The organism is uncultured Fenollaria sp., assembly GCF_934202865.1.
Taxonomy (GTDB): domain Bacteria; phylum Bacillota; class Clostridia; order Tissierellales; family Peptoniphilaceae; genus Fenollaria.
Genome location: NZ_CAKPYL010000038.1, coordinates 1 through 14,443, shown reverse-complemented (window position 1 = coordinate 14,443; position 14,443 = coordinate 1). Strand labels below are relative to the sequence as shown.

The window sequence follows — 14,443 nt, the reverse complement described above, 5'->3', positions numbered from 1 at the left end:
TTAAATTCGAAATTATTTATCAATAAAAAAATTGATTGGTTTAAATCGTTCTTTTCACTTTTATTCAGTTTTGCTTGCCATATGGTTTTTCCAGATGACTTATCCATTCTACCATTAATTTTCTTACTTGTCAAGGGTTTTTTCGAAAAAAGTTAAACAATTTTAAAAATTTTTAAAAATATTTTTACATTAATATACAAGTCTTTTATTTGCTACTATACATTGTTGTCAAGCAAATCAATTTACACTATTGTATCAATCGTCTCACACGAAGTACGTGTCATAAATCATCCGCTCATCATACACCCAAGACCCAATCCATATAAATAAAAAATACCCTCACCGACTTACTCGTCAATGAGGGTTCATCTCTTATTTATTCATCATATCTCTTTGTTCTATCATCTTATCTAAGTACTCTTTCGTGCTCGGCGTGTAGTCTTCTTTCTTTATCTGCTTTTCAAGTATTGCGATGGCGCTATCGAGGTTGCCGCTGTTGTAGTTTGATATAGCAAGCTGATCCATGTACTGAGCGCTCTGCCTGTCCTTGCTCGACTCTATCGCGTAGTCAAGCGCCTCTTTGAAATTACCTGTCATGGTCATAACAACGCTTAAGTAGTAAAAGACTCTATCATCCTTAGCATTATCAATGTTTTCTATCAATATATCATATGCTTCCTTAAATTTTTTCACGCCTATAAAGTACTCGGCTAGTTCAATCTTGTACTCTTCATAGTCAAGGCTCAAAACGCCATGAACCTCTTCTTTTTTCTCAAGTTCGTCCTCAAGCTTCAGGTATTTTTCAAAGTAGGCCTTACTTCTGATGTAGTCCTTCTTATATCTATAGTAATATCCTAGCTTGTATAAAGCGTACTTCCCATCCTTATAATCAAGGTAAATCTTTTCAAAGATTTCTATAGCTTCGTCAATGGCCTTTTCTTTGTACTTTTCTTCTAGAAGTGAAACATATAAATATACATAATTTACATCGTCGTAATTTTCTTTTAGATAATAGGCATAGACTAGCCTTATATCTATGTCATTGCCTTCGTTTAAACTTTCATGCAATAAGAATTTATCAAAGTCCTTCACAGTTTTTATTGCATCTTCATAAGCACTTTTGTGCGTAAAATTATTATCGAGTGACAAAACTATGGGCATAGCTCTTAAAAATAGCTTTGCATCTATATCTTCTTTATTCTCTTTTACAATATTTCTCATGTCCTTGATAAGAACTGGGTATTCAACGTTCTTTTTGAAGGCTCCATGCTCTTCTTTTAAGTCTATGAAAAATATTTCACTAAGTAAATATTTAAAACTATCGATATTCATTAGTCCATTCTCCTTCTAAAAGCTCTCATTCTCATGGATGAATTGTCAAGTATTTTGAATAGGTGGCCTCTATATATGAAGATGATAGGCATTAAGACGTAGCTAACTATCCCTTTTAAAATGATGCCGCCTGCAAATATATCACTGTTAAGCGCAAGGACTAATAGTATTGCTGCGAATAACCATTGAAGGAAGTTATTAAAAAAGAATTTTGCTCCATACGTAAAGATGGCTATGCTATTGTTTCCTGTTTGGTAAAGTGTTTCAAACGATGCATTAAAAATGAAGACAACGATGAAGTTCACTAGCATTTTGGCATATAATAGGCTGTGGTCCACTTGATAAGGATTTGTGAATGAGCCTGAGCTAAAGACCATATCCAAAACTAAGCCAAATAGATAAGTGATGAAGACATAGTTAACTAGCTTTGTTAAGTAATACTTATAGCCCATAAATATGCTGTTTAGACGAATCTTCTCGCCTTCAACTGCTCTTGACAATAGACTTGCCACTAGTGAAAATTTCAAAAGCATAAGTATATACATAAAGAGGCTTATTAGCATTATAGTAAAGCCGCCGCCAAGCGCCATTGCGAGCGCTCCAGCTATCAAGTTTGTCAGATAATCAAAGGCAAATAGGCCTAGCATCATGACTATAAGCACTGAAAAGTTCTCTTTTATAGTTGTGCCAAGCCTTTTAAACGCTTCTGTGTTTGTATAAATTATATCTTTGAACATAGTCATCACTAATCCTTTCTACGTCCTCGTCAACCAGATATGCTGCTCCATCCATAAGTATGATGGCGACCTTATTGACGATGTCTTTGTTCTTCTCTTCTATATATTTCCATAAATAAGTTTTTCTAAACTCTTCATCCCTTAAAATGCTGTGTAGCTTGTCACCCCTAAGCTTTGTAAATGGCATAAAGTCAAGCGGTGCCTGTGATTTGACGTTCACTGCATAGTCAAGACTCAGTGCTTTGACCAGCTCATCCGATAGAATATTTTTTACTTTTATAAATTCATATACTAGTCTATATAAATTTTCTTTTTTAATGGTCTTATCTACGCCAAAGTTTTCATCGATAAAATTTGCTAGATCTTCAAACATTGCAAATGGGCTTGCGTACAGCCTTTCAAGTATCTCGAGTGTTCTTTTAAAGCTTCCCTCGTTATAAATTTTATCAACGACGTAATCAATTTTCTTTAGCTCAATAATTTCATCTGTAGATAAGAATTCATTTTTCAAAACCTCATAAGGCGCATAGTCAGTGTATTTATATCCAAAGGCTTCCTCTTGTGAACGCACTAAGGAGCCCTTAAGCATTTTCAAAAAGCCGAGCTGAATTTTTTCTATCTTAAAATCATAAAGATAGTTAAAAGACTCTTTAAAACTATCAAAGTCCTCATAAGGCAGTCCTGCGATAAGGTCTATGTGCTGATGAATAGTCCCCAGCTCCTTAATCATCTGCGAGTGCCCTTTGATTCTCTCTAAGTCGTTGTGCCTTTGAATCGCTTTGAGCGTTTGTGGGTTTATTGATTGAAGTCCTATCTCAAACTGCACCATATCCTTAGGAAGTTTCTTCAAAGTCTCGTAAAATCTGTCACTCATCCTATCAAGAGTGATTTCAAAATGAAATTTGGTATTCGTTTTATTATTTTCTAAAATATGTTCGATTATATTGATAGCAAAGTCTTCGTTCGAGTTAAAGGTTCTGTCTATAAACTTAACTATAGACGGTTTCATAGCTATAAGCCTATCTAAATCCATCTTCACTAAGTCAATGGGCTTGTACCTAAGACCTTTTATTGCTGAAGATAAACAAAAAGAACACCTATATGGACAGCCTCTTTGTGCTTCATAATAGAGTGTTCTATGCTCCAAAGCCTCTTCATCTTCATAAGGAAAGCTAAGATCCTTCATGTCGATAAGGGGTGCTTCTTCAGTTTTAATGTATCTATTATCATTAATATAGGCTAGATTGTGAACCTCGTCAATACTTAGCTCGTCTTGCTTATAAAGAATAAATTCCTTCATAGCCCTCTCGCCCTCGCCATAGATTATGTAGTCACAGGCTGGATTTGCTCTAAGAAAGCTTTCTTTTTCAAAGCTCACCTCAGGTCCGCCTAGGACTATGGTATAGCTTGGCTTAATCTTTTTTAGCGAAGTAATAACTTTTCTGACGTAATCGATGTTCCAAATATAAGTTGAAAACATAAGTACATCGGCGTCTTTCTTGTGAAGTTCGTAAACAATCTTCTCCAAAGGCTCGTTTATGGTAAATTCCTCAAAGGAAGAATCTACCATATCTTTAAGCTCATTGTTTAAATATCTTATAGCAATATTTGTATGTGAAAACTTTGCGTTAATACCTACAAATACGACTTTCATTACATTCTATCTGGAGTTTGTACTCCTATTAGGTTCATGCCTACTTTAATCGCTTTTTGAGTTATGTCAACTATAGCAAGTCTTGAATTTGTAAGCTTTTCGTCGTCTGTAATTATTTGGTTTGCTGCGTAATACTTGTTGAATGCCTTTGCTATGTCTATGATGTTTCTTGTTATATAAAAGGCTTCGTACTTTTCCATCGCCATAACTATAGTTCTTGGTAGGTCATAAACATATTTTAATATTTCATAAGCTTCGTCTTTAACTAGATCAAAATCAACTTTCTCTGGATCAAAACCGCCGTTCTTATCGATTAATGACTTACATCTTGCGTATGTGTATTGAGCGTAAGGACCTGTTTCTCCTTCGAAGGAAAGTGTCTTGTCCCAGTCAAATACATAGTCTTTGATTCTTTGGTTGAATAGCTCTTGGAAAACTATAGCTCCAGTACCAACCATCTTAGCTACTTCATCTTTATTTTCAAGATTTGGATTTCTCTTTTCAATTATATCTCTAGTTTTTTCTATGGCCTTGTTTAAAACGTCTTCAAGTTTTAAAACTCTTCCTTGTCTAGTTGATAGAGCGCCGTCCTTAAGTGAGATTAAACCGAAGTTAACGTGGATACAATCATCTGCCCACTCGTCTCCCATTAGCTTAAGAACTTGCTTCCATTGTTGGAAGTGAAGATTTTGTTCGCTGGCAACTACGTAGATGTTTTTGTAGAAGTCATAAGTTTTCTTTCTATATCTAGCAGCAGCGATGTCTCTTGTCGCATAAGTTGTTGTTCCGTTGGACTTAACTATGATCAAAGGTGTTAAGTTATATGGCTTTAAGTCAACGATGTATGCGCCGTCGTCCATCTTACCGATGTTCTTTTCTTTTATCTCTTCGATAACTGCTGGCATCTTATCTGAGTAGAATGCTTCGCCCTTGTATGAGTCATATTTTATTCCAAGCATATCATATACTTTTTCGAACTCAACTATTGATAATTGTTTCATCCAAGTCCATATTTCAGTAGCTTCTTCATCGCCTTGTTCAAGCTTTTTAAACCAGTCTCTAGCAGTGTCTCTTGCAGCTGGATCTAGCTCTTGAAGTTTATTGTATCTTACATATAAATCAAGAAGTTCGTCTATAGGATTCTTTTCGATAGCTTCTCTGTCGCCCCAAAGCTTGTAAGCAGCTATAAGCATACCGAATTGAGTACCATAGTCACCTAAGTGATTGATGGCGATGGCATTGTAGCCAAGGTGCTTAAATATATGATAAAGAGCGTTACCAATAACTGTTGATCTTATATGACCTATGTGCATTGGTTTTGCAATATTAGGTGATGAGAACTCAACGATAACGTTTTTGCCCTTACCCATGTCTGATGAACCATACATTTCTCCCTTTTCTTCTATCTCTTTATAAACTGCTTCAAGAAGTTTTTCTTTATTAATAAAGAAGTTTACATATGGTCCTGCATTTTCTATCTTTTCAAAATATTCGTTATCCCCTAGTTTTTCTTTTATGTCTTCAGCTATGAGATTAGGTGCTTTCTTGTATGTCTTTGCAAGTCTAAATACTGGGAACGCGTAGTCACCCATATCAAACGATGGCGGTGTTTCTACTAGATTATCTATCTCTTCTTTAGATAGCTCTTCAATAACTGCGCTTAAAGCGTCGCTTACTTTTTCCTTAAAATTTATCATAATTACCTCCTACTTAATAACAGCTACGGTAGCTCCTGAACCGCCCTCCGTATAGTCTGCCTCTCTATATTCTATAACATGTTTGCTATTTTGTAAATACTTTCTTACTGCATCCCTAAGTGTGCCAGTGCCTTTACCGTGAATTATCCTGACCTCTTTAAGCCTTGCGAGGTAGGCATCATCAAGGTATTTGTCGAGTAAAAGTATCGCTTCATCAACCGTTCTTCCGATTAAATTAATTTCTGAACTTATATTTTTTGACTTAGCCTTGTTAATGGACTTAGTCTTCTTCTCGACCTTTACTTCCTCTTTTGATTCACTTCGCTCTATGTCATTAATATTGCTTCTAACACTCATGATGCCAACTTGAATATTTAAGTCGCCCTTATCATCAGGAAGCGTCTCTACTTCGCCAAACTTATCAATGCTAATGATTCTAACGCTTTCACCAAGCTTGATGTCCTTAGGAATTTCTTTTGTTCGCTTCTTATTGTCTTTTATTTTTAATCTATTTTCATCTTCAAGCTCTCTTAGGTAGTCCTTTGCCTCTTGAAGCCTTCGTCTGTCCTCTTTTTTAGATAAGGATGAGATGTCTTTTAATTCGTCTATTATAAATGCGCTCTCGCTCTTCGCCTTCTTAACTATCTCTCTCGCTTCTTCTTTTGCCTTGTTAATGATGGCTTCTTGCCTATCTTCAAGCTTTTTATTTTTATTCTCAAGCTTTTCTCTAAGCCTTTCTATCTCTTCATTCTCTTCATTAATCTTAATTCTTTTGTTTTCAATCTCAGTTCTATCTTCTTCTATGGCCTTAAGAACATCTTCAAAACGAGTGTCGTTCTCATTTAAAAGCTCTTTTGCGCTATCAATAATCTTTTGATCAAGGCCAAGCCGCTTCGATATTTCAAAAGCGTTTGACTTACCAGGTATGCCTATGATGAGCCTGTATGTTGGTGACAGTGTATCGACGTTAAACTCCATCGATGCATTCTTCACGCCCTCGCTCGTAAGCGCATAAAACTTGATTTGTGAGTAATGTGTCGTCGCCATGGTCCTAATTCTTCTCTCTCTAAAGAGCTTCAATATGGATATAGCAAGAGCCGCTCCCTCAGTTGGATCAGTACCTGCACCTAGTTCATCGAATAGAACTAAGTCATTATATTCGGCGTTTTCAACTATATGAACAATGTTTTTCATGTGTGATGAAAATGTTGATAGTGACTGCTCTATCGATTGTTCGTCGCCTATATCAGCGTAAACTTTATCAAAGACTGCCACTGATGAATTGTTATCGCATGGTATATTTAAACCAGACTTTGCCATCAGCGTAATAAGTCCAACCGTCTTTAAGCTAACTGTCTTACCACCGGTGTTTGGTCCTGTGATTATAAGTGATGTGTACTCATCTCCGAGCTCAAGTGTTGTTGGCACTACCTTATCTTTTGGTATTAATGGGTGCCTTGCATTTTTTAGATTGACATAGCCTTTATCGTTTAAAACTGGCTCTGTCGCCCTCATCTCTCTAGCTAGCCTTGCCCTTGCAAATATAAATGAGATACTTTTTAAAGCTTCTTCATTCGTTTCAAGATAGGCCTTGTACTCAGATACTTCGCTTGATAGCTCATAGAGTATTCTTTCTATCTCTTTTTTCTCTTCGTTTTCAAGCTCTCTTAACTCGTTATTTAGTTTAACGACTGCCATTGGCTCAATAAAAACTGTTGATCCCTTTTGAGATATATCGTGTATCATGCCCTCAACACTTGATCGGTACTCGTTTTTAACGGGTATTACATATCTTCCTTCACGCATAGTAACTATGGCATCTTGTAAATATTTTTTAGTTTTATCACTAGTTATATATGAATTTAATTTATCTTCTATCGCTTGATTCTTAAGCTTCTTGCTTCGCCTTATGCTCCTTAAAGTGCTCGAGGCATTGTCCGCTATCTCGTCTCTCGATACTATAGTCATGCTAAGCTTTTTCTTGAGATCATCAAGTGAGGCTAAGCTGTCGTTTAGCCTTCTTAAGTGCTTTAGCTTTAAGTTTTCATCTTCTATAGATGTTTTTAAATATCTCTTAATTGAGCTTACTAAGAAGATGTTTTGCATTATATCGTATAAATCTTCTATAAAAAGCATGGACCCAAGACTTGCCTTTGACACGAGATGCTTTATATGCGTTGCGGATGAGTAGTCAATGTCTCCGTACCTCACTAAAACCCTGTAGGCTTCAGATGTTTCTTCTTGCATGCGCCTTATATCATCTATGTCATTTGACGGCTCAAGCTTTTCTACCAAGTCTCTTGCAAGCTCACCTTGAGTTAAGTCTAGTAGCATATCTATTATTTTGTCATATTCTAAAACTTTGAGTGCTTTGTCCATTTATTCACCTATAAAACTTTTTTGTAGTAATGCGCTCTAGTAAAACTTTCTATCGCGTCTATTCCATCTCCATTATTAATTCTTTCTATATATTCATTAATTTTTTTCTTATCGCTTTCATTATCAAGATCTATGATAATGCTTGAAGCTCCTAATTTTTTGATGTCGTCCATCTTGTCGAGCATAAAAATTTTTTGCGAGTTATAAATCTTCGTATAATTATTTTCGCGAGTAAAGATAAAACGCTCCTTATCCTCATAAACCAGTTCATTTGCCTTGTTTATAGGACAGGCGTCACATCTTTGGTCACAGTCATCTCTAATATTTGCTAATGGGCAGGCCTTGCTCATCATGACGACTGGATAGCCGTAAGCAAATAGCCTTGTTTCGAGACCGTAGTTCATGATTTTTTCCATCTGTGCTAAAGTCATCTCAAGTGAGTACGTAAAGCCTGAAAAATGGCTTTCGCTCATGTATTTAGCAGCTTCTGAATTAAAGACGTTCATCATATATGAAGCATATATCTTTTTATCAAAGCTCTTTAGCCTTTGATAAGCACCTAGCTCACTTATTTCTATTGAGTCGATAGCTTCACCATAATTATGAAGAAGTTCATAGTACTCATCAAGGTCTTCGTCACTCGCCGCGTTTGATGTATATACTTCTTTATTTATATCGATTTTACTTAAGTAAGTAAGATTATCTTTGTTTAGATATAGGCTAAGCGTATCAGCCTTGTCTACATCAATACCTTCTACATCTTTATATGAGGAGGCTCTAAGAATGATTTTTGGCTGTAAAGCTTTTTTATTTTCATAAGGAGTCAAGATATCTTTTTTCTTTCTATCGATGTTAACGCCCTTAAAATCTTTTTTAAGAAGCTCCTCTATAAGCTCTCTTCTTAATGTTTTAAGCTCTTTAACTGGTAAAAAGGCATCTTCATCAAGATCGAGTCTCACGTCTTTTACATTTAAAAAGTCTTTTCCAGTCTTGATGATTGGATCAATAATTTTTTCTCTATCAAGTGAAGCTGTCTTTGCTTTTTGCACTATGTATTCAGACTCCCCAGTATATTTTTCACTCATATAATGAAGAGTTAAAATTATTTTTTCACCAATTTTTGCTTTTAAATCAAAACTTATATCTTTTTTTGCAAATGAAAAATCTTCTAGCTCAAAACCGCCTTCAAAATGCTTTTTCTCTTTGACAAGCATCTTGTCCATGCCATCTTTCAAGATATGTCCCTTAGTGAAGCCTCTGTTAAAGACTTCATCAGGTCTATGAGCATTCTCTACGCCTAAAATTTTATCCTTATATAGCTTAGTTATTAAGTATACATAAGAAGGGTTTTTCATGCGGCCCTCTATCTTTAAGCTGTCAACATAGCCAATGAGCTTATCTATTGAGTCCAAAGTATTTAAATCGTACTCTGATATAGCATAAATTTTTTCGCTTAATAATTTTCCTTCGCTGTAAACATCATACATCTTACGGCATGGCTGTGCGCATGTCCCGCGGTTACCAGACCTTTCACCTATAAGTGAGCTCATTAGGCATTGACCTGAAACTGCATAACAAAGCGCTCCATGAACAAAGGCTTCGAGCTCTATATCTTTTTCAGATGCTTTTTCTAAAAATCTGTAGTCTTTTTCACGCGCTATGACTGCTCTTTGAAAACCATTCTCAATAGCCCAGTCAAGGCTCGCGAGATTTGCTATGTTTAGCTGTGTTGACGCATGTACCTCAACGCCTGGCAAATATTTTTTGACAAGCGATATTAAACCCAAATCAGTAATTATGAAAGCGTCGACACCCATATTTCTATACTGCTCTATCAAAAATAATGCGTCGACTACTTCCTTATCATCTAAAATGATGTTTACTGTCATACAAAGTTTGATGCCATAAAGCTTTGCTAGCTCTATCATCGATTTTATTTCTTCATCTGTAATGCCTTTTGCAAAGCGCCTTGCGTTGAATTTTTCACTGCCAAAATAAACCTCATCAGCACCCGCTTTAAGCGCTGCAATGAACGCTTCGTAGGTGCCGACAGGGCTTAGTACTTTTGTCTTTTTATTTAACATTATTATTGTGATTGTTTTTTATATTGCTCTTATTTGTAGTTTTTGCGTCACTGTCTTGACTTGTTCCCTCTTTGATGCGGCTAAGCTGTTGATAAAGATCCTCTGTATTTAGCTTAGTCTTAACAAGTTCGTCCGCCTTGTTATTAAGCTCTTCTTGAAGCTTCTCAATCTTTTTAAGAGCTTCTTGATAAGCTTCATTTAGGTCCATGTACTCCGCTGACTTGTTTATAGGAGTGTTCTCATACTCACTAAGCTTCTTTTGCGCTTTAAATAATTCATCGGTAACGTTGACAGTCGCAAGGGTTGTTGCCATAAGCGAGTCAAGTCTTGGATTATTAGCTAAAAGATCCTTTATTAACTTATTAACATAGTATGCAATATCTGAAACATACTTTTCATCATACTCCGAACGAATATTGAAATCTCTGCCGTTGATATGAACGGTTACTCTCTCTGGCATTTCCTACCTCCTTACTTCCTTAAGATGGCAGCGAATTTTTCTTCAAGTGAAGCCAAAATTTCGCTCTCAACTTTTTGTATATCTTTATCTTTAAGAGTCTTTTCGCCTTGATACTTAATCTTGAAGGCTAGTGACTTCTTATCAGCTCCAAGCTTATCAGACTTGTATACGTCAAAGATTTGTACGTCCTTAACGATGTCAAATCCATGCGATAAAATTTCTTTCTTCACGTCGCCAAATGGAACAGCGTCATCTATAACTATGGCGTAGTCCCTCTTAACAGCTGGGAATTTGTTTATCTTTACATATTTTCTCTCTAGATTAACTAGTGGATATATCTTTTCTAAGTCAAGCTCCATCACATAAACATCTGTTTTTATGGAGAACTTATCGCAAACAGCGTAGTCAACTTGACCAAGGCTTGCAAATTTTTCGCCATTGATATAAAAGTCAGCACTTCTACCCTTGTGGAAGATGCTTGTTTCAGTGCTTCTCTTTACTTCGTATCCTTCTATAGCAAGGCCTTCTAGTATCTTAACTAAGATGTCCTTAATCATGTAGAAGTCACCATAACCGTAGAAGCCTACGGACATAGTCTTGTTCTCGATATACTTACTGCCTTCTTTTTCAAATGTGTTTCCAAATTCAAAGAAAGCACCTTTTTCATTCATATTATTGATGTTTAGCGATAAAACTTTTAGCATATTTGCGATAAGTGTTGTTCTCATCGCTCTAAAGTCTTCACCAAGTGGATTAATTAATTCGATATATTTTCTAAACTCATGATCTTCTTTTAAATTAAGTGCATCATAGTTCTTTGGACTGATGAATGAATAAGTTAGTATCTCATCCATGCCTTGTCCTATAAGTAAAGTCTTGATGTGCTTATCGATTTGTCTTTTGTAGTCAAGCATACCAACTGATGTCTCTGACTTGATAGGCTTTGCTTCAATATTGTGGAAGCCATAGATACGACCAACTTCTTCAGCAATATCTTCTTCAATAGCAAGGTCAGTTCTGTAGTATGGTGACTTTGAAATCAAAAGTCCGTCTTCATATTTTGTTTCTATACCAAGTCTTGCTAAATTATCAAGCATTGTCTCAACGCTTAAATCGCTACCAAGTAAAGTGTTGATTCTAGCTGGATCAGACTCAATCACTTCATCTTTTTCCTCATAGTTAACTACATCATAATAACCATCAACTACTGTTCCTACACCTAAAAGCTCGATTAGATAAGCAGCTCTATCAACTGCTTTCTTTGACATTAGTGGTGAAATGCCTTTTTCAAATCTATTTGAGGCTTCTGTTCTTAGTCCAAGTCTCTTCGATGTGTATCTGATTTGAGATCTGTTAAAGCTAGCTCCTTCAAGCATGATAGTTTCAGTACTATCTGTAATAGATGAATCAAGTCCTCCCATGATGCCGCCTAGAGCAAGATTGTCACTTCCATCTGTTATAACAATGTCTTCAGGCTTTAAATCTCTTTCGATTTCATCAAGCGTAGTGAATTTTTCTTCCTTAGCATTTTTTATGTGAATTTCTTTTGTTTTAATTGTATTTACATCAAAAGCATGTAGCGGTTCGCCTAGTTCTAGCATAACATAGTTTGTAATGTCGACTATATTGTTAATAGGTCTAACACCTGACTCCATAAGTCTTTGTTGCATCCAAAGTGGAGAAAGACCTACTTTTACATCTTTTACGACTCTTGCGTAATATCTTAAACAGTCCTTTGTATCGATGGAGATGTCTTTGATATAATTTTTAATATCTTCAGAATCTTTTGCCTCTTTATACTCAGGCTCTTTTAGTTCTTTATCAAAGGTTGCCTTTGCTTCCCTTGCCATTCCTAAAACGCTTAGGCAGTCAGGTCTGTTTGGTGTAATCTCTATATCAAGAACTTTTTCATCTAAAGCTAGAACTTCTCTTATATCCTTGCCTATAGGAGTATCTTCGTCAAGAACTAAAACTCCTTCAGCTACTTTTTTGTTGATTACGTTTGCATCGTAGCCAAGCTCAGCTAACGAGCAGAACACACCATAAGAAACTACTCCTCTAAAGTCATGCTCTTCGATCTTATTTCCGCCAGCAATTATTGCTCCAACTGTAGCAAGTGGCACTATATCGCCTTCTTCTACGTTTGGTGCAGCAGTTACTATGACAATTTCGCTCTTGCCATCGTCCACATAGCATACTCTTAATCTATCAGCATCTGTATGCTTTTCTATGCGTTTAATCTTAACAGTAATAACTCCCTCAAGGCCTTTAAATGAGTCAACTATGCCATCTACATGAGAACCTGTTAAAGTGATGTCTTCAGCTAGTTTTTTATTGTCGCAATCAATATTTACATAATCTTTTAGCCATCTAATTGGTAATAACATATCGTCCTCCTAAAACTCATCTAAAAATCTTTGATCGTTTTCGTAAAGCAATCTTATATCGTTGATACCATACGAAACCATAGTGATTCTGTCAACGCCGAAACCAAAAGCAAAGCCAGAGTACTTCTTTGGATCTATGCCGCAGTTTCTAAGTACATTCGGATGTACCATGCCGCAGCCAAGTAATTCCATGGACCAGCCAGTTCCTCCGCAGAATTCACAGCCCTCGCCGCCGCACTTGTGACAAGTAACGTCGACCTCCATACTAGGCTCTGTGAATGGGAAGTGATGCGGTCTATATCTTGTTTGTATCTTTTCGCCTAAAAGCTCTCTAACAAATTGATCTATAGTAAATTTTAAATTAGCTAGAGAAATGTTTTCGCCTACTACAAGCCCTTCCATTTGATAAAACATCGGTGAGTGAGTGTTATCAACGTCATCAAACCTAAATGTTCTTCCGCATGAAACCATCTTTAGTGGTGCTCCGTACTTCTTCATAGCTCTGATTTGTACTGGCGATGTTTGTGTTCTAAGCAAATTTTCTTTATCAATATAAAAAGTATCAGACATATCTCTTGATGGGTGATCTTGTGGCGCATTAAGTAAGTCAAAGTTATTTTCTACAGTTTCAATCTCAGGTCCTTCTATAACCTTAAAGCCCATCCTCATAAATAAGTCTTCAAGTTTTTCCTTAACCTTGATTAGCGGATGCTCATGTCCCAATGAAACTAGATCTTTGTCAATACTTATGTCCAAAGTCTCTTCATCTAATCTTTTTTCTCTTTCAAGAGCGTTTAAGTCGTCAAATTTATTCTTAAGAAGAGCCTCAATGTCTTCTCTTACTTCGTTTGCAAGTTGTCCCATAACAGGTCTTTCTTCAGGTGATAAGGAGCCCATCATCTTGAGTATGGCTGTTAAGTCACCTTTCTTGCCTAAAAATTTAACTCTTAAATCTTCTAAACTCTTTAAGTCCTCAGCTTTTTCGATCAAAGCTTTGGCCTCATCTTTAATTTTTAATAGTTCTTCTTTCATATGCTTCCTCCGATACCTATATTATACCACATATTGCTACTATTGCATTAAATATCTTTCATATATAATAATCGAGCTCGCTACAGCTAGGTTAAGCGATTCAAGTTTGCCTGTATTGGCTATGGTGATGGTCTCGTCACTCATCTTAAATGCTTCCTCTGTTAAGCCATTGCCCACGTTGCCCATAAGTATAAAAGCATTTTCATCCGTATAGCTTATGGCCTTGCCTCGTGGCGATGTTGAGTATACTTTGTAGCCCTTCTCTTTGAATGTATTTATTATACTTAAATCTTCATAATGAACGTCTACTAGAAATATGGCTCCCATCGACGCGCGTAAAACCTTTTCATTGTACACATCGCATGAGTTTTTTGATAGTATAAGGGTCTTTACTCCAAATGACGCCGCGCTTCTAATTATCGTACCTAAATTACCAGGGTCCTGTATATCTTCTAAGTATAAAACTGTTTTTTCATCAAAGTCATAAGCTTCATTTAAACTCTCTTTGCAGACAGCTATTATGCCTTGAGATGTAACAGTATCTTGTAAATTTTTAAATAAATTATTTTCGATTTTAATAATTTCATAAGGCTTATCAGATATATATTCATCATCAAAGTCTTCGTTAATAACTATGTACACTATAGACGCAGAGCGTTCTATAGCCTCATAAACTAATCT

At 36.1% G+C, this 14,443-nt stretch carries 10 protein-coding genes; all 10 read right to left on the bottom strand.

The window, feature by feature from the left end; all coding sequences use genetic code 11:
• Positions 1-372: 372 nt before the first annotated feature.
• Positions 373-1,332: a lipopolysaccharide assembly protein LapB gene (locus Q0E71_RS04945; RefSeq protein ID WP_294796642.1), complete on the bottom strand. Its 960-nt coding sequence runs from the start codon at positions 1,330-1,332 to the stop codon at positions 373-375.
• On the bottom strand, positions 1,332-2,069 hold the full coding sequence (locus Q0E71_RS04940) for a hypothetical protein (RefSeq protein ID WP_294796639.1): 738 nt from the start codon (positions 2,067-2,069) through the stop codon (positions 1,332-1,334). Before Q0E71_RS04940 ends, Q0E71_RS04945 begins: the two co-directional genes overlap by 1 nt.
• Positions 2,029-3,723, bottom strand: coding sequence for a B12-binding domain-containing radical SAM protein (locus Q0E71_RS04935; RefSeq protein WP_294796636.1), 1,695 nt, complete (start codon positions 3,721-3,723; stop codon positions 2,029-2,031). Before Q0E71_RS04935 ends, Q0E71_RS04940 begins: the two co-directional genes overlap by 41 nt.
• A complete protein-coding gene (argS, locus tag Q0E71_RS04930; RefSeq protein WP_367116819.1) occupies positions 3,723-5,417 on the bottom strand; it encodes an arginine--tRNA ligase in 1,695 nt (564 codons plus the stop codon). The genes Q0E71_RS04935 and argS overlap by 1 nt, the downstream gene beginning before the upstream one ends.
• A 12-nt stretch (positions 5,418-5,429) precedes the next feature.
• Complete coding sequence (locus tag Q0E71_RS04925) at positions 5,430-7,799, bottom strand: endonuclease MutS2 (RefSeq protein WP_294796630.1); 2,370 nt, start codon at positions 7,797-7,799, stop codon at positions 5,430-5,432.
• A gap of 8 nt (positions 7,800-7,807) precedes the next feature.
• Entirely contained in the window at positions 7,808-9,883 is a 2,076-nt protein-coding gene (locus Q0E71_RS04920) for a U32 family peptidase (RefSeq protein ID WP_294796627.1), read from the bottom strand.
• Entirely contained in the window at positions 9,873-10,343 is a 471-nt protein-coding gene (locus Q0E71_RS04915; protein WP_294796624.1) for a cell division protein ZapA, read from the bottom strand. Before Q0E71_RS04915 ends, Q0E71_RS04920 begins: the two co-directional genes overlap by 11 nt.
• An 11-nt stretch (positions 10,344-10,354) precedes the next feature.
• Positions 10,355-12,730, bottom strand: a complete 2,376-nt coding sequence (gene pheT / locus Q0E71_RS04910; RefSeq protein WP_294796621.1) for a phenylalanine--tRNA ligase subunit beta — start codon at positions 12,728-12,730, stop codon at positions 10,355-10,357.
• Positions 12,731-12,739: 9 nt separating this feature from the next.
• Positions 12,740-13,762: a phenylalanine--tRNA ligase subunit alpha gene (gene pheS / locus Q0E71_RS04905; RefSeq protein ID WP_058259281.1), complete on the bottom strand. Its 1,023-nt coding sequence runs from the start codon at positions 13,760-13,762 to the stop codon at positions 12,740-12,742.
• A 39-nt stretch (positions 13,763-13,801) separates the two neighbouring features.
• The coding region (locus Q0E71_RS04900; protein ID WP_294796616.1) for an RNA methyltransferase at positions 13,802-14,443 on the bottom strand (642 nt) is incomplete at its 5' end.

What these genes read in the sequence shown, in the direction of transcription:
- Q0E71_RS04915 (WP_294796624.1), bottom strand. Translation starts at nt 10,343, where the DNA reads ATGCCAGAGAGAGTAACCGTTCATATCAACGGCAGAGATTTCAATATT.
- Q0E71_RS04940 (WP_294796639.1), bottom strand. Translation starts at nt 2,069, where the DNA reads ATGTTCAAAGATATAATTTATACAAACACAGAAGCGTTTAAAAGGCTT.
- Q0E71_RS04945 (WP_294796642.1), bottom strand. Translation starts at nt 1,332, where the DNA reads ATGAATATCGATAGTTTTAAATATTTACTTAGTGAAATATTTTTCATA.
- Q0E71_RS04935 (WP_294796636.1), bottom strand. Translation starts at nt 3,723, where the DNA reads ATGAAAGTCGTATTTGTAGGTATTAACGCAAAGTTTTCACATACAAAT.
- Q0E71_RS04925 (WP_294796630.1), bottom strand. Translation starts at nt 7,799, where the DNA reads ATGGACAAAGCACTCAAAGTTTTAGAATATGACAAAATAATAGATATG.
- pheT (WP_294796621.1), bottom strand. Translation starts at nt 12,730, where the DNA reads ATGTTATTACCAATTAGATGGCTAAAAGATTATGTAAATATTGATTGC.
- Q0E71_RS04920 (WP_294796627.1), bottom strand. Translation starts at nt 9,883, where the DNA reads ATGTTAAATAAAAAGACAAAAGTACTAAGCCCTGTCGGCACCTACGAA.
- pheS (WP_058259281.1), bottom strand. Translation starts at nt 13,762, where the DNA reads ATGAAAGAAGAACTATTAAAAATTAAAGATGAGGCCAAAGCTTTGATC.